Annotated in this window: 17 protein-coding genes; all 17 read left to right on the plus strand. The window is 68.3% G+C overall.

All coding sequences use genetic code 11. The annotated features are described in order from the left end of the window. Nucleotides 1–7 precede the first annotated feature (7 nt). Nucleotides 8–838, plus strand: coding sequence for an ABC transporter ATP-binding protein (locus QNJ30_16440; protein ID MDJ0945058.1), 831 nt, complete (start codon nt 8–10; stop codon nt 836–838). 23 nt (nt 839–861) lie between these two features. Beyond that, complete coding sequence (locus QNJ30_16445) at nt 862–1,881, plus strand: branched-chain amino acid ABC transporter permease (protein MDJ0945059.1); 1,020 nt, start codon at nt 862–864, stop codon at nt 1,879–1,881. A gap of 268 nt (nt 1,882–2,149) precedes the next feature. Then, the gene (locus QNJ30_16450; GenBank protein ID MDJ0945060.1) at nt 2,150–3,229 is read left to right on the plus strand and encodes a branched-chain amino acid ABC transporter permease; all 1,080 of its coding nucleotides are present in this window, start codon (nt 2,150–2,152) and stop codon (nt 3,227–3,229) included. Nucleotides 3,230–3,342: 113 nt separating this feature from the next. Beyond that, entirely contained in the window at nt 3,343–4,653 is a 1,311-nt protein-coding gene (locus QNJ30_16455; GenBank protein ID MDJ0945061.1) for an ABC transporter substrate-binding protein, read from the plus strand. 80 nt (nt 4,654–4,733) lie between these two features. Then, nucleotides 4,734–5,588, plus strand: coding sequence for an ABC transporter ATP-binding protein (locus QNJ30_16460; protein MDJ0945062.1), 855 nt, complete (start codon nt 4,734–4,736; stop codon nt 5,586–5,588). Between the two features lie 179 nt (nt 5,589–5,767). After that, nucleotides 5,768–6,961 carry an ABC transporter substrate-binding protein gene (locus QNJ30_16465; protein MDJ0945063.1) on the plus strand — a complete coding sequence of 398 codons (1,194 nt, stop codon included), beginning with the start codon at nt 5,768–5,770 and terminating at the stop codon, nt 6,959–6,961. A gap of 61 nt (nt 6,962–7,022) precedes the next feature. After that, the gene (locus QNJ30_16470) at nt 7,023–8,267 is read left to right on the plus strand and encodes an AMP-binding protein (protein MDJ0945064.1); all 1,245 of its coding nucleotides are present in this window, start codon (nt 7,023–7,025) and stop codon (nt 8,265–8,267) included. Between the two features lie 440 nt (nt 8,268–8,707). Beyond that, nucleotides 8,708–9,355, plus strand: coding sequence for a heme ABC exporter ATP-binding protein CcmA (gene ccmA / locus QNJ30_16475; protein ID MDJ0945065.1), 648 nt, complete (start codon nt 8,708–8,710; stop codon nt 9,353–9,355). Then, nucleotides 9,352–10,017 carry a heme exporter protein CcmB gene (ccmB, locus tag QNJ30_16480; protein MDJ0945066.1) on the plus strand — a complete coding sequence of 222 codons (666 nt, stop codon included), beginning with the start codon at nt 9,352–9,354 and terminating at the stop codon, nt 10,015–10,017. The genes ccmA and ccmB overlap by 4 nt, the downstream gene beginning before the upstream one ends. Nucleotides 10,018–10,097: 80 nt before the next feature. Then, nucleotides 10,098–10,820, plus strand: a complete 723-nt coding sequence (locus QNJ30_16485) for a heme ABC transporter permease (GenBank protein ID MDJ0945067.1) — start codon at nt 10,098–10,100, stop codon at nt 10,818–10,820. 140 nt (nt 10,821–10,960) lie between these two features. Beyond that, nucleotides 10,961–11,221: a heme exporter protein CcmD gene (gene ccmD, locus QNJ30_16490; protein ID MDJ0945068.1), complete on the plus strand. Its 261-nt coding sequence runs from the start codon at nt 10,961–10,963 to the stop codon at nt 11,219–11,221. After that, nucleotides 11,218–11,676 (plus strand): cytochrome c maturation protein CcmE, encoded by a 459-nt coding sequence (gene ccmE, locus QNJ30_16495; protein MDJ0945069.1) that lies wholly within the window; start codon nt 11,218–11,220, stop codon nt 11,674–11,676. Before ccmD ends, ccmE begins: the two co-directional genes overlap by 4 nt. Next, nucleotides 11,673–13,655 carry a heme lyase CcmF/NrfE family subunit gene (locus QNJ30_16500; protein ID MDJ0945070.1) on the plus strand — a complete coding sequence of 661 codons (1,983 nt, stop codon included), beginning with the start codon at nt 11,673–11,675 and terminating at the stop codon, nt 13,653–13,655. Before ccmE ends, QNJ30_16500 begins: the two co-directional genes overlap by 4 nt. Before the next feature lie 11 nt (nt 13,656–13,666). Beyond that, on the plus strand, nt 13,667–14,209 hold the full coding sequence (locus QNJ30_16505; GenBank protein ID MDJ0945071.1) for a DsbE family thiol:disulfide interchange protein: 543 nt from the start codon (nt 13,667–13,669) through the stop codon (nt 14,207–14,209). Then, the gene (locus tag QNJ30_16510; GenBank protein ID MDJ0945072.1) at nt 14,206–14,712 is read left to right on the plus strand and encodes a cytochrome c-type biogenesis protein CcmH; all 507 of its coding nucleotides are present in this window, start codon (nt 14,206–14,208) and stop codon (nt 14,710–14,712) included. Before QNJ30_16505 ends, QNJ30_16510 begins: the two co-directional genes overlap by 4 nt. A gap of 148 nt (nt 14,713–14,860) precedes the next feature. Continuing rightward, nucleotides 14,861–15,640: an ATP-binding cassette domain-containing protein gene (locus QNJ30_16515; GenBank protein ID MDJ0945073.1), complete on the plus strand. Its 780-nt coding sequence runs from the start codon at nt 14,861–14,863 to the stop codon at nt 15,638–15,640. A gap of 79 nt (nt 15,641–15,719) precedes the next feature. Then, the coding region (locus QNJ30_16520) for a transporter substrate-binding domain-containing protein (GenBank protein MDJ0945074.1) at nt 15,720–16,096 on the plus strand (377 nt) is incomplete at its 3' end.

Consider the following 16,096-nt stretch of genomic DNA (forward strand, 5'->3'; position numbering starts at 1 on the left):
GCCCCTGATGGAGCCAGCGACCGCGACCCTGGAAACGGAGAGCCAAGAGGCGCCGGCGCCCAAGCGGCTCGGCGAAGTCCTGCTGAGCGTCGACGACATCAGCCTCTCCTTCGGCGGCGTCAACGCGCTCGCGAACATCAGCTTCGAGATCCGCGAGCATGAGATCCTGGCGATCATCGGCCCCAACGGTGCCGGCAAGTCCTCGATGCTCAACGTGATCAACGGCTTCTACCAGCCGCAGAAGGGCAAGGTCTCCTTCAAGGGCACGACCTTCCGGCGCATGCGCCCGCACGTCGCGGCCAAGCTCGGCATCGCCCGGACCTTCCAGAACATCGCGCTGTTCAAGGGCATGAGCACCCTGGACAACCTGATGACCGGGCGGCTCCTGAAGATGAAGCGCAACCTCCTCTGGCAGGCGCTCTACTACGGGCCGGCCCAGAGGGAGGAGATCGCCCATCGCGAGGCGGTCGAGCGGATCATCGACTTCCTCGAGATCCAGGCGATCCGCAAGACCCCGGTGGGCCGCCTGCCCTACGGCCTGCAGAAGCGGGTCGAGCTGGGTCGGGCACTGGCCATGGAGCCGGACCTGCTGCTGCTCGACGAACCCATGGCCGGCATGAACGTCGAGGAGAAGGAGGACATGTGCCGCTTCATTCTCGACGTCAACGACGAGTTCGGCACCACCATCGCTTTGATCGAGCACGACATGGGTGTGGTGATGGACATCTCGGACCGGGTCGTGGTCCTCGACTACGGCCGCAAGCTGGCCGACGGCCCGCCGGACGAGGTGCGCGGCAACCCGGACGTCATCGACGCCTATCTTGGCGTCAGCCATTGACCCGGAGGCCCTGAGGTAAAGCCATGAACGCAGTCCTGGCCCGTCCGCTCACCCTGTGGCTGCTCGCGCTGCCGCTGATCATCGCCGTCATCGGCCTCGGCCTGCAGGGCCTGGCCGCGGTCAATTCCTCGGTCTTCTTCGCCTGGTCTTACTTCCTCGAGGTGCTGATCGCGGGCCTGCTGCAGGGCGTCATGTATGCCCTGGTGGCGCTCGGTTTCGTTCTGATCTTCAAGGCTTCCGGGATCTTCAACTTCGCCCAGGGCTCGCTGGTGCTCTTCGCGGCCCTGACCATGGTCGGCTTCATCGAGATGGGCCTGCATTGGACCCTGGCCTTCATGGTCACGGCCGGGGTCATGGTGCTGCTGGCGGTGGTGGTCGAGCGGGTGGTCCTGCGGCCCCTGGTCAACCAGCCGCACATCATCCTCTTCATGGCGACCATCGGGATCTTCTACTTCCTCGACGGCTTCGGCCAGACCCTCTGGGGCTCCGACGTCAAGGTGCTCGACATCGGCATCCCCAAGCAGCCGCTCTTCGTCCTTCAAGGCGTCTTCGAGGGCGGCATCCTGGTCAACGCCTTCGACCTGGTCGCCGCCCTGGTCGGGGCGGTGCTGGTGGTCGGGCTGGCGGTCTTCTTCCACTACACCCGGATCGGCCGGGCCCTGCGGGCGGTCGCCGACGACCACCAGGCGGCGCTCTCGGTCGGCATCCCGCTCAAGACCATCTGGGCGATCGTCTGGTCGGTCGCCGGCATCGTGGCCCTGGTCGCCGGCATCATGTGGGGCAGCAAGGCCGGGGTGCAGTTCTCCCTGGCCCTGATCGCGCTCAAGGCCCTGCCGGTGCTGATCCTGGGCGGCTTCACCTCGATCCCCGGGGCGATCATCGGCGGGCTGATCATCGGTGCGGGCGAGCAGCTCGCAGAGGTCTTCATCGGGCCGCTCTTCGGCGGCGCGATCCAGGACTGGTTCGCCTACATGCTGGCGCTGGTCTTCCTGCTGTTCCGGCCCCAGGGCCTGTTCGGCGAAAAGATCATCGAGAGGGTCTAGTACCCACTTTCAGGATTGAGTGCATCGTATGACGAGCTTTCAAGACTTTCGGTTAGGAGCGTGGCCCGCCGTGATGCGGGGCATCACAAGGGCCGCGCAACGCGGTCCGAAAGTCTTGAAAGCTCGCCCGCAGGGTTGCCGAGGCGCCCGCCCGGCGTCGTCAGCGGCACTCACCAATGCGCGGGCATCGCTTTCGCACCGCTTCCTGGCCGGACAGACGCCTCGGCAATCAGACGACGCACCCAATCCTGAAAGTGGGTACTGAGCGATGCTCTACCGCGAGGCCGGCCAGTTCAAGACCAGCTACGGCCGCGACCAGGCGGTCTTCCCGATCCGCCAGGACCAGATCGGCATCGCCCTGCTGCTGGCGGTCGCGGTCCTCGGGGTCCCGGCGCTGGCCGGCGAGTACTGGCTGGAGACCATCTTCGTCCCCTTCCTGGTGTTCTCCCTGGCCGCCATCGGGCTCAACCTGCTGACAGGCTACTGCGGCCAGCTCAGCCTCGGCACCGGCGGATTCATGGCCTGCGGCGCCTTCTTCGCCTACAAGCTGACGACCGCCTTCCCCGAGCTGCACGTGCTGATCGTCTTCCTGCTGGCGGGCTTCGGCTCGGCCGCGGTCGGTGTGTTCTTCGGCATCCCCTCGCTCAGGATCAAGGGCTTCTATCTGGCCGTGGCGACCCTGGCCGCGCAGTTCTTCCTGGTCTGGATGTTCAACAAGTTCGACTGGTGGACCAACTACAGCCCTTCGGGCGTGATCTCGGCGCCGCCGCGCGAGGTCCTGCCCGGGATCTTCCTGACCGGCACCGAGGCGACGCCGATCACCAAGTACCTCTTCCTGCTGGGCCTGGTGGCGGTGCTGGCGCTGGTCGCCAAGAACCTGACCCGCAGCGCCATCGGCCGCTCCTGGATGGCGATCCGCGACATGGACATCGCCGCCGAGATCATCGGCATCCGGCCGCTCTGGGCCAAGCTCTCGGCCTTCGCGATCAGTTCCTTCTTCATCGGCATCGCCGGCGCGCTCTGGGCCTTCGTCTACACCGGCTCGGTCGAGGCCCTGGCCTTCCAGATCGACCGCTCCTTCCAGGTCCTCTTCATGGTCATCATCGGCGGCCTGGGCTCGATCCTCGGGTCCTTCCTGGGCGCCGCCTTCATCGTCCTGCTGCCGATCCTGCTGAACAACGTGCCGGCTGCGATCGGGCTGCAGATGTCGGTGGAGATGGTCTCACACCTGGAATTCATGATCTTCGGCGCCTTGATAATCTTCTTCCTGATCGTCGAGCCGCACGGCCTGGCCCGGCTCTGGCAGATCGGCAAGGAGAAGCTGCGCCTTTGGCCCTTCCCCTACTGACGGAAGGTCGACACCCTGCCCCCGATTGGCGGCCGTCGGAGGGCAGTGCTAGCTTGGATGGAATAAGCCGCCAGACAGAAAAGAGCTTTCGCGGAACAAGGGAGTTTATCGAGATGCAACTCAGGAAACTGGCTTTCGCTGCCGTCGGCGCGCTGGTGCTCGCCGGCACGGCGGTCACCCCGCCGGCCTCGGCGGCCGAGCAGTTCGTGCCGCTGCTGGTCTACCGGACCGGGCCCTACGCCCCCAACGGGATCCCGCTGGCCGACGGCTTCAACGACTACCTGCAGCTGGTCAACGAGCGCGACGGTGGGATCAACGGCGTCAAGCTGGCCTGGGAGGAGTGCGAGACCCAGTACAACAACGACCGCGGGGTCGAGTGCTACGAGCGCCTCAAGGCCAAAGGCGCGACCGGTTCCTCGGTGGTCAATCCCTACTCGACCGGCATCACCTATGCCCTGATCGAGCGGGCCACCGCGGACAACATCCCGGTCCTCTCGATGGGCTACGGGCGGGCCGACGCCTCCGACGGACGGGTCTTTCCCTACGTCTTCACCCTGCCGATCACCTACTGGGCCGGCGCCGACGTCATGGTGCAGTACGCGAACGAGCAGGAAGGCGGCAGCCTGAAGGGCAAGAAGATCGCCCTGGTCTACCACGACAGCGCCTACGGCAAGGAGCCGATCGCCACCCTGGAGCGCTTGGCCAAGGAGGAAGGCTTCCAGTTCCAGGCCTTCCCGGTCGCCCATCCGGGCCTGGAGCAGAAGGCGACCTGGCTGCAGATCGGCCGCCAGCTGCGCCCCGACTGGGTCTTCATGTGGGGCTGGGGCGTCATGAACTCGACCGCGATCAAGGAGGCCGCGGCGGTCGGCTATCCCATGGACCGCTTTATCGGGATCTGGTGGTCGGGGGCCGAGGCCGACGTCGTGCCGGCCGGTGACGCTGCCAAGGGCTACAAGTCGCTGAACATCACCGGGGTCGGCACCAACGCGCCGATCTTCGAGGACATCAAGAAGCTGCACGCCGACGGCAAGGGCCTGGCCGATCCGAAGCACATCGGCACGGTGCTCTACAATCGGGCGCTGGTGAACACCTTCTACTTCACCGAGGCGATCCGCACCGCCCAGACGAAGTTCGGCCAGAAGCCGCTGTCCGGCGAGGAGATCCAGTGGGGCTTCGAGAACCTCGACATCACCCAGGATACGATCGACAAGGCCGGGATGACCGGTCTGCTCTCGCCGGTGAAGCTGTCCTGCGCCGATCACGAGGGCGGCGGCGCCGCCGTGGTGCAGCAGTGGGACGGCGGCAAGTGGGCGGCCATCACCGACTTCATCTCGCCGCGCCGTGCGGCGCTGCGGCCGGCCTACGAAGCCTCGGCGGCGCAGTACGCCAAGGAGAAGGGCATCACGCCGCGCAACTGCAGCTAGGCAAGGGAAGGCGCGCCGCGGCCCCGTGACCGGGGGCCGCGGCCGCCGTCTCGGCCCGCCCAGAGCGGAGACCTCGCGCCATGACCCAACCCGCGGCCACCGCACTGCAGTCCGCCCCGGAGCCGGCGGCCGAATCGCCGTTGCTCTCGGTCAACAACATCGAGGTCATCTACGACCACGTCATCCTGGTCCTCAAGGGCGTCTCGCTGGAGGTGCCGGAAGGCGGCATCGTCGCGCTGCTCGGCGCCAACGGCGCCGGCAAGACCACGACCCTGAAGGCGATCTCCAACCTGCTGCGCGCCGAGCGCGGCGAGGTCACGAAGGGCTCGATCCTGCTCGGCGGGGACAAGGTCGACCGCCTGACCCCCAACGACCTGGTCCGGCGCGGCGTGGTCCAGGTCATGGAAGGCCGGCACTGCTTCGAGCACCTGACCGTCGAGGAGAACCTGCTGACCGGGGCCTATACCCGGCGCGACGGCCGGGCCGCGATCGACCGCGACCTGGAGATGGTCTACGGCTATTTCCCGCGCCTCAAGGAGCGGCGGGGCTCCCAGGCCGGCTACACCTCGGGCGGCGAGCAGCAGATGACCGCCATCGGCCGGGCCCTGATGAGCCGGCCCAAGATGATCCTGCTCGACGAGCCCTCGATGGGCCTGGCCCCGCAGCTGGTCGAGGAGATTTTCGAGATCGTCAAGCTGTTCAACGAGCGGGAGGGCGTCACCATCCTGCTCGCCGAGCAGAACACCAACGTCGCGCTGCGCTACGCCAAGTACGGCTACATCCTGGAGAACGGCCGGGTCGTCCTGGACGGCACCGCCGAGGCCTTGCAGGAGAACGAGGACGTCAAGGAGTTCTACCTCGGGCTCTCCGCCGGCGGCCGCAAGAGCTACCGCGACGTCAAGCACTACAAGCGGCGCAAGCGCTGGCTCGCCTGAGACCGGCCGTACCGCAGAGGCCGCCCCCGGAACGGCCGGCAAAGATCCCAAACTTGATCGATTGCAGGCCGCCGGACTTCGGGTAACCTGTCGTTATGAAGCTGTGGATTCGGACCTTGCTGGCCGCTGCCTTGGCCGCGGGACCAGCGGCAAGCGGTCTTGCTGCCGAGAGCCTCGCCGTGGGCAATTTCGTGAGCTTTTCCGACCACAGGTCGCTGGCTGGCAAGGCCTACGGCCAGGCCAAGATCGATGCCGTCGAGTACATCAATCGCAACGGCGGCGTCAACGGCAAGACCATCGACTTGCTGTCGGTCGACTACGGCTCCGAAGTGGCGCGGGCCAAGGCGGCCTACGCGAAGTGGAAGTCGCAGCACGCCGCCGTCGCCGTCCTGGGCTGGGTCGATGGCGACGCCGAGGCCCTGGTCGAGACCGTGGCCGCCGACCAGACTCCCTATTTTGCGGCCTCCTATGCGGCGGCCCTGACCGATCCCCTCGGCAAGGGGACCAAGACCGAACGACCGGCGCCCTACAGCTTTTTCTACGGGCCCTCCTCCTCGGACGCGCTGCGCGCGCTGGTCCAGTGGGCTGCCGAGGACTGGGCGGCCAAGGGCGCGCCGGGCGCGCCGCGCTATCTGCACATGGGCGACCCCCTGGCGAACGCCGGCGGTCCCAGGCAGGTCGGCGAGGCGCACGCGCGCGAACTGGGTTTCGTGGTCCTGCCGAGCATCTCCTATTCCCAGGAGCCGGACGATTTCCGGGTTCAGTGCATGGCGCTCGCGGCTTCCGGCGCCGACTACACCTTCCTGGCCAACGGCGCCAGCGCCAACGTCGCGCTTCTCAAGGCCTGCGCGGCGGTCGGCGTCGAGACCCAGTTCCTGGCCAACGTCTGGGGCTACGACGAGACGGTGATGCAGGCGGCCGGCGGAGCGGCGGACGGCGTCGTCTGGGTCATGGGCGCCGGCGCCTGGGGCGAAGCCGTGTCCGGCATGGACCTGGTGCGCGAGATTTCGAAGATGTCCGATCCTCGCCTCAAGAAGCACCGCACGGTGCACTACCTGCGCGGCATCTGCTCGGTCTTCGTGATGAAGGAGGCCATGGAAATGGCCGACCGGGAGGGCGGGATCACGGGCCCCAACATCAAGGCCGCCATGTATCGCCAGCCCGGCTGGGTGCCTCTGGGCCTTGAGGGCGTCTGCTTGCCGGCGACCTGGAGTGCGGAGGACCATCGCAGCGTCGTCGACATCCCGATCTATGTCGGGCGGGCCGGGGGCGCCGAGGGCGATCTCGCGGAGCTGGTCGCGGCCGGCGCGATCTCGATGGAACGGCTGGGCATCCAGAAGGTTCCGCGCAAGGCCGATTGGCTCGGCTGGTAGCGGCCCGGCGTCAGCGACACGTGGCGCCCTGCAGGGCCGGCGCGCGGTAGGGAGAACAGGGGTGGAGCATTTCGACGGACTGGAGACCCGCGAGCCGGAGCTGCGCGAGGCGGCGCTGATGGCGGCCCTGCCCGAGATCCTGGCGCAAGCCAAGGCCAAGGCGCCGGGCTTCGCGCGCATTCTGGAGGGAATCGATCCGGCGGCGGTCAAGAGCCGGGAAGCGCTGGCGCAGCTGCCCGTGACCCGGAAGTCGACCCTGATCGAGCTGCAGCGCAAGTCGCCGCCCCTGGGCGGCCTGGCCGCCCTGCCGCCAGGCGCCGCGGCCCAGCTCTACGCCTCGCCGGGGCCGATCTTCGAGCTGGAGGCGGCGCGCAGCGACTACTGGCGCGCGGCACGGTCCCTCTATGCCGCCGGCTTCCGCAAGGGCGACGTGGTCCACAACGCCTTCGGCTACCACCTCAGCCCCGGCGGCTGGATCCTGCACAGCGGCGCCCGGGCCCTGGGCTGCGCGGTGATTCCAGCCGGCGTCGGTAACACCGAACAGCAGGTGCAGGCAATCGAACAGCTGCGGCCGGACGGCTACACCGGCACGCCAGACTTCCTGAAGGTCCTGCTCGACAAGGCGGTGGAACTCGAGGCCGACGCCGGCAGCCTGACCAAGGCCCTGGTCGGCGGCGCCGCCTTGCCGCCCAGCCTGCGCCGGGAGCTTTGGGAACGCGGCGTTGCGGCGTTGCAGTGCTATGCCACGGCGGACCTTGGGCTGGTCGCCTACGAAAGCGCGGTCGGCGAGGTGGTCGGCGAAGGCATGATCCTGGACGAGGGGATCATCGTTGAGATCGTCCGCCCTGGCAGCGGCGAGCCGGTCGCCGAGGGCGAGGTCGGCGAGATCGTGGTGACCACCCTGACCCCGGAGTATCCGCTGGTCCGCTTCGGCACCGGCGACCTCTCGGCGGTGCTGCCGGGGCAGAGCGCCTGCGGCCGGACCAACACCCGGATCCGGGGCTGGATGGGCCGGGCCGACCAGACCACCAAGGTCAAGGGCCTCTTCGTCCATCCCGAGCAGGTGGCCGAGGTGCAGCGCCGCCATCCCGAGCTGCTGCGCGCCCGCCTGGAGGTCGAGCGGGACGGCCAGAACGACGTCATGACCCTGCGCTGCGAGGTCGAGACTGCCGGCGAAGGCCTGGCTGCCGCGGTCGAGAAGACCCTGGCCGAGGTCTGCAAGATGAAGGGCGAGGTGACGCTCTGCGCGCCCGGCGAACTGCCCAACGACGGCAAGGTCATCGCCGACCTGCGCAGCTACGACTGACGGCCGCTTCGGCGGCATTCCGGGCAGCGCCTGCCACAGAGATGAACGAAATCTTAATTCTGCCCCAATTGAGGCCCTTTCCAGACACAGTCGCCGCTTAAGTACATTCTCACGGAGACTTCCCCTCTCTGTCTGAGGCCTCCAGCCGGTCACTCGCGTGGCCGCAATGGCTGGAACGCCGCGGCCTTCGGCCCCGACCCCGAAGGCCGCGGCACCTCGACACGGCGGCGCCGCGGGTTGCCAAAGACTCCCAGATATCCCTATCCGATACAGAAGCGGCGCTGCCTTCTTTTTTTCTGCTCACAGTCCTCGGGTTTGGCCCGCCGCCGGTGATCTGCTATATCCCGGCCTTTCCAGGGCTTCTCTTGTGACACGACCATGAGTCCAGCCAGCCCTCCGGCGCATTCCGCCGAAGGCCCCAGCACCTGACGGACCCCCGAATGAGTCTCTTCGAGGGACGCGACCTCGTCTGCCTGCGCGGCGGCCGCGCGGTCTTCTCCGGCCTGTCCTTCGCGCTGCCGGCCGGCGGCGCGCTGCTGCTGACCGGCCCCAACGGCAGCGGCAAGTCGAGCCTGCTGAGGCTCCTGGCCGGCCTGCTCCGGCCGGCCGGCGGCGAGCTGCTCTGGGACGGCGCGCCGGTCCGGAAATCGCTCGAGGAGCACCGCGAGCGCGTCGCCTTCCTCGGCCACCTGGACGCGGTGAAGCCGGTCCTGACCCTGCGCGAGAACCTCGCCTTCTGGGCCGGGCTCGGCGGCGCCGCGGCGGAGCGTCTCGAAGCCGCGCTGGCCCGCTTCGCCCTCGAGGACCTGGCCGAGGTCCCGGTCCGCCTGCTCTCGGCCGGACAGAAGCGGCGCCTGGCCCTGGCCCGCCTGCTGCTGACCGAGGCGCCGCTCTGGCTTCTGGACGAGCCCACGGTCGGCCTCGACCGCGCCTCGGCCACGGCCCTGGCCGAGGCCATCGCCGTCCATCGCCAAGGGGGCGGCCGGGTCGTCGTCGCCACCCATCAGGTGCTGGAGCTGTCGGGGGCGCAGAACCTGTCCTTGGGCGACTACCCGGGCGAGGCCGTGCTGCTGGAGTACGTCTGGTGAGGCCCTGGCTGGTCCTGGTCGGCCGCGACCTGCGCCTGGCCCTGCGCCAGCAGGCCGACGCCGCGATGATCGTGCTCTTCTTCGTGCTGACCGCCGGGATCTTCCCCTTCGGCGTCGGCCCCGAGCCCAACCTGCTGGCGCGCATCGGGCCGGGGGTGATCTGGGTGACCGCGCTGCTGGCCATGCTGCTGTCCCTGGAGCGGGTCTTTCTGGTCGACTACGAGGACGGCAGCCTGGAGCTCCTGGTCCTGGGCCCCCTGCCCATGGAGCTGGTGGTCCTGGCCAAGGTCCTGGCCCACTGGCTGACCACCGGGCTGCCGCTGATCGTCGCGGCACCGGTCATCGCCCTGCTCTACAACCTGGATCCGGCGGCCCTGCCGGTGCTGCTGCTGGCCATGCTGCTGGGCACCCCGGTGCTGAGTCTGATCGGCGCCGTGGGCGCCGGGCTGATCCTGGGCGCGCGCCGCGGCGGCGTGCTGATCCCGCTCCTGGTGCTGCCGCTGACGATCCCGGTGCTGATCTTCGGCGTCGCCGCGGTCGACGCCGCGCTGGCAGAGCTGGGCGCGCGCCCCTACCTGCTGATTCTCGGCGCCATGCTGCTCGCCGCCCTGGCGCTGACGCCCTGGGCGGCCGCCGCAGCGCTGCGCCAGGCGGTGGAGTGAAAGCCCGGCATGACGTCTGGAGACAGAGCGTTGTTGTTCCTAGATAAAGGCCCATAATCAGGGAGGAACCTGGAAACGCCATGCATCGCTTCGCCAACCCCGCCCGCTTCACCCGGCTCGCCGACGCCGTCCTGCCCTGGAGCCTCCTGGCAACCGTCGGGCTGCTCGGCGCCGGGCTCTATCTCGGCCTTTTCGCCTCGCCGGCCGACTACCAGCAGGGCGAGACCGTGCGCATCATGTACGTCCACGTCCCGGCCGCCTGGATGGCGCTCTTCGTCTACACCGTGATTGCCGGGGCCAGCGCGACCGCGCTGATCTGGCGCCATCCCCTGGCGCACATCGCCGCCCGCGCCGCCGCACCCCTGGGCGCTGGCTTCACCTTCCTGGCCCTGGCCACCGGCTCGCTCTGGGGCAAGCCGATGTGGGGCACCTGGTGGGTCTGGGACGCGCGCCTGACCTCGGTGCTGATCTTGTTCTTCCTCTACCTCGGCTACATGGCGCTTTCGAATGCCTTCGAGGACGCGGCCCGGGGCCAGCGGGCGGCGGCGATCCTGGCCCTGGTCGGCTTCGTCAACGTGCCGATCATCAAGTTCTCGGTCGACTGGTGGAACACCCTGCATCAGCCGGCCAGCGTGACCCGGCTGGACGCGCCGGCGATCGATCCGGCGATGCTCTGGCCGTTGGCGGCCATGGGGGCCGGCTACATGACCTTCTTCTTGACCTTGCTGCTGCTCAGGATGAAAAGCGAGCTGCTGGCGGCACGGGTGCGGGCCCTGTCCCTGCAGGGCGCGGCGGCCGGCTAGAGCACGATGATATGAGGTTGAACTAACCTCATATCTGAATCGTGCTCTAAACTGTTGAAGAAGAGCGGGATTCAGATTTGAAGTCCAATCGACTTCAAATCATCCCGCTCTAGGCGCGGGACGGGACGCGAGGAGGAACCTTGGCAGAGTTCTTCGACATGGGTGGCTACGCCGCCTTCGTTTGGCCGGCTTTCGGCCTCACCTTCCTGGTCATGGCGATCATGGTCGTGGCCACCCTGCGGCGCCTGCGCGCCAACCAGCGCGAGCTGGCGCGCCTCGAGGCGGCCGGGGCGCGCCGCGTGCGGGGTGAGGCCCGCAAGCCCAAGTCGGAGGGCGAGGACGCCGAGACCCAGGGCGAGGCAAACCGGCCGGCGGCGGAGCAGAGAGGAGTCGAGGCATGAGGCCCAAACGCCGCCGCCTGATGATGATCTCGGTCGGCCTGCTGGCGCTCTTCGGCGCCGCGGCCTTGGTGCTGACCGCCCTGGAAGACAACCTGGTGTTCTTCTATAGCCCCAGCGACCTCGCCGAGCGGCCGCAGCCGCCGGCCCGGGCCTTCCGTCTCGGCGGGCTGGTCGAGGAGGGCTCGGTCGAGCGCAGCGCCGACGGCGTGACCACGACCTTCCGGATCACCGACCTGACCAACAGCGTCTCGGTGTCCTACACCGGGATCCTGCCGGACCTTTTCCGTGAGGGTCAGGGCGTGGTCACCGAAGGCACCCTGGGGCCCGACGGGCTCTTCACCGCCAGCGAAGTCCTGGCCAAGCACGACGAGAACTACATGCCCAAGGAGGTCGCCGACGCCCTCAAGGAATCGGGCCAGTGGCGCCACGGCAGCGGGGAGGACAGCAGCCAATGATCGCGGAAATCGGCCACTTCGCCCTGATCCTGGCCCTGGTCGTGGCCGTCGTCCAGGGCACCCTGCCGATGATCGGGGCGGCCCAGGGCCGGGCCAACTGGATGGCCGTGGCGCGGCCCTCGGCGCAGCTGCAGCTGCTCCTGGTGCTGACCGCCTTCCTGGCCCTGATGCAGGCCTACGTGGTCTCCGACTTCTCCCTGGCCAACGTGGCCCAGAACTCGCACTCGGCCAAGCCGATGCTCTACAAGATCACCGGGGTCTGGGGCAATCACGAGGGCTCGATGCTGCTCTGGATCCTGATCCTAGCGCTCTTCGGCGCCGCGGTCGCGGCCTTCGGGGGCAACCTGCCGCCGACCCTGCGCGCCCGGGTGCTCTCGATCCAGGCCTGGATCGCGGTCGGCTTCTTGGCCTTCTCGCTCTTCACCTCGAACCCCTTCGAGCGGATCTTTCCGGTGCCGCTGGACGGCCAGGACCTCAATCCCCTGCTCCAGGACCCGGGCCTCGCCTTCCACCCGCCCATGCTCTACGTCGGCTATGTCGGCTTCTCGATCGCCTTCGCCTTCGCCGTAGCGGCCCTGATCGAGGGCCGGGTCGACGCCGCCTGGGCCCGCTGGGTGCGGCCCTGGACCCTGCTCGCCTGGCTCTTCCTGACCGGCGGCATCGCGTTGGGCAGCTGGTGGGCCTACTACGAGCTCGGCTGGGGCGGCTGGTGGTTCTGGGATCCGGTCGAGAACGTCTCCTTCATGCCCTGGCTGATGGGCACCGCCCTGCTGCACTCGGCGGTCGTGGTCGAGAAGCGCGACGCCCTGAAGATCTGGACCATCCTGCTGGCGATCCTGACCTTCTCCCTGTCGCTGATCGGCACCTTCATCGTCCGCTCGGGCCTGTTGACCTCGGTCCACGCCTTCGCCACCGATCCCGAGCGCGGGCTCTTCATCCTGATGCTGCTCTGCATCGCCATCGGCGGCTCGCTGGTGCTCTTTGCCCTGCGGGCGCCGGCGCTCAAGGCCGGCGGACTCTTCGCGCCGATCAGCCGCGAGGGCGGCCTGGTCCTCAACAACCTGCTGCTGGCGGTGTCCACCGGCACGGTCTTCCTGGGCACCCTGGCGCCGCTCTTCGCCGAGGCCTTCGACTACAAGATCTCGGTCGGCGCGCCCTACTTCAACCTCTTCGCGGCGATCTTCGGCCTGCCGCTGATCGCGGCCATGGGCGTCGGGCCGCTGCTGCCCTGGAAGCGGGCCGACCTGGCCGGCGCCCTGGGCCGGCTCAAGATCGCGGCCGGCCTCACTTTCGTCGCCGGGCTGGTGACTTGGTACCTGCAGCAGGGCGGGCCGGTCCTGGCGATCCTGGGCATGGTCCTCGCCGCCTGGCTGTTCTTCGCGACCCTGGCCGAATGGGCCGAACGGGTGCAGCTCTTCCGCACCTCGCCGGCGGCCAGCCTGTCGCGGGCCCTGCGCCTGCCGCGGGCGGCCTACGGCATGACCTTCGCCCATCTCGGCATGGCGATCGCGGTCGCCGGCATGACTGCCTCCTCGGCCTGGAAGGCGGAGGAAGTGCGGGTCATGCGCCCGGGCGAGACCGTCGAGGTCGCCGGCTACAGCTATCGCTTCGAGGAGGTGCGCGAACTGCGCGGCCCCAACTACTTCAGCGAGGTCGGCCGCTTCACGGTCACCCGCGACGGCGAGTCTGTCGCCGAGCTGACCCCGGAGAAGCGCTTCTATCCGGTTCAGCAGATGCCGACCACCGAGGCGGCGATCCACACCACCGGTGTCTCCGACCTCTACGCAGTGATCGGCGATTCCGACGGCCAGGGCGGCTGGACGGTGCGGATCTACCACGAACCGCTGGTGCCCTGGCTCTGGGCCGGCGCCCTGCTGATGGTGCTCGGCGGCTGCATCTCGCTCAGCGACCGCCGCCTCCGGGTCGGCGCGCCGCGCCGGCGGACCGCCCCCGCCGCGGCCGCCGCCACGGCGTCCTGAGGGCCGCCGGAATGCGCAAGCGGGTCCTCCTGCTGCTACCGATCGCGGTTTTCGCGGTCCTGGTCGGTGCCTTCGTCTGGGGCCTGGCACCCGACCGCGATCCGCGCCGGGTGCCCTCGGCGATGGTCGACAAGCCGGCGCCGGACTTCGACCTGCCCTCGGTCACTGGCCTGGAGATTCCGGGCCTGAAGACCGGCGACCTGAACGGCCAGGTCACCCTGGTCAACTTCTTCGCCTCCTGGTGCATCCCTTGCCGGGTCGAGCATCCGTTGTGGATGGACCTGGCTGCCCAGGGCGAGCTCAACCTGGTCGCCATCAACTACCGGGACAAGCCGGCCGACGCGGTCGCCTGGCTGGCCGAACTCGGCAACCCCTACAGCCGGATCGGCGCCGACCTCAACGCCCGGACCGGCATCGACTGGGGCGTCTCGGGGGTGCCCGAGACCTACGTGATCGATCGCGAGGGGCGGATCCGCTATCAGCACATCGGGCCGATGCAGCTCCAAGACTACGAGGAAACCATCCGGCCCCTGATCGAGGATCTCAAGCCATGACCCGCCTCGTCGTTCCACCGCTCTTGCCCGGTCTGCTGGCGGCCCTGGCGATCCTGGCCTTCGCCCTGGCCGCCGCGGCGGTGGAGCCGGACGAGATCCTCGACGATCCGGCGCTGGAGAGCCGGGCCCGCGAGCTTTCCAAGGGCATCCGCTGCCTGGTCTGCCAGAACGAGTCGATCGATTCCTCCAACGCCGAGCTGGCCAAGGACCTCCGGGTCCTGGTGCGTGAGCGCCTGGTCGCCGGCGACAGCGACCGGGAGGTCCTGGACTATCTGGTCGAGCGCTACGGCGACTTCGTCCTGCTCAACCCGCCCTTCAAGCCGCAGACCTACTTGCTCTGGTTCGGGCCGGCCGCGATCCTGCTGCTCGGCGGCCTGGCGGTCGCCGCCTATTTCCGCCAGCGTCGGCGCGACGACGGGCCCGCGCCCGCTCCGGCGTCGGCCCTCAGCGCCGAAGAGCAGAAGCGGCTCAGCGAGATCCTCAAGGACGACGGCCGCACCTGAGAGCGCAACCTACAGTTTTCCGGCGATTTGTCTTGGTTAAAGCGACGAGCTTCCGGGCCCGCCATTTCCTTTTGCACAAAGACGAAAAGCCGACTACCGTTTGCCGCAAAAGACCAAGCAAGAACATAACGGCAGGGAGTGATCGTGCGTGGGGCGCAACGGACAGGCGGCGCTCGTCGCAGAAGATATCCATAAGAGCTTCGGCCCCGTCGAGGTCCTGAAAGGCGTTTCGGTCACCGCCCACGTCGGCGATGTCATCGCCATGATCGGGGCCAGCGGCTCGGGCAAGAGCACGTTCCTGCGCTGCATCAACCTGCTGGAGACGCCCGACTCCGGGCGGGTGACGGTGGGCGGCGAGACCATCGAGATGGTCACCGACCGCCACGGCAAGACGAAGCCCGCCGACCGCAAGCAGGTCGAGCGGATCCGCACCCGCTTGGCCATGGTTTTCCAGAGCTTCAACCTCTGGAGCCACATGACGGTCCTGGAGAACGTCGTCGAGGCCCCGATCCACGTGCTCAAGGTGCCCAGGGCCGAGGCCCGGGAGCGCGCCGAGGCCTTGCTGCAAAAGGTCGGCATCCAGGAGCGCAAGGACTACTATCCGGCCCACCTTTCCGGCGGCCAGCAGCAGCGCGTCGCCATCGCCCGGGCCCTGGCGATGGAGCCCGACGTCTTGCTCTTCGACGAGCCGACCTCGGCCCTCGATCCCGAGCTGGTCGGCGAGGTCCTGCTGGTCATGCGCCAGCTGGCCGAGGAGGGCCGGACCATGATGGTCGTCACCCACGAGATGGGCTTTGCGCGCGACGTCTCCAACAACGTGGTTTTTCTGCACGAAGGCCGGGTCGAGGAGCAGGGCCCGCCGGCCGAAGTCTTCGGCCAGCAACGGTCGGAGCGATTTCGTCAGTTCCTGGCGCGGACCCGGGACTGACCGGTGCCGAGGGCACCGAATACGAAACCAGACTGCAAGAGGCAGTTTTCGTTTGAAGAGCTTTAGAGGGAGAAAATCTATGCGTTTCAACAAGTTCAAGGCAGCGATCGCGGCTGGCGTCCTGGCGCTGGGACTGGCGAGCGTCGCGCAGGCCGAAGATGCCTTGCGGATCGGCGTGGAAGGTGCCTACCCGCCCTTCTCCTGGAAGGAAGCTGACGGCACGCTGAAGGGCTTCGACATCGACATCGCCAATGCCCTCTGCGAGAAGATGGGCCGCGAGTGCGAGCTGGTCGAGCAGGATTGGGACGGCATCATCCCGGCGCTTCTAGCGAAGAAGTACGACGCCATCGTCGCCTCCATGTCGATCAACGAAGAGCGCAAGAAGCGGGTCGACTTCACCGGCAAGTACTACAATACCCCGGCCAAGTTCGTCGCCGCCAAGGACGCCGGCTTCGA

It is taken from the genome of Kiloniellales bacterium, from assembly GCA_030066685.1.
Taxonomy (GTDB): Bacteria; Pseudomonadota; Alphaproteobacteria; order Kiloniellales; family JAKSBE01; genus JAKSBE01.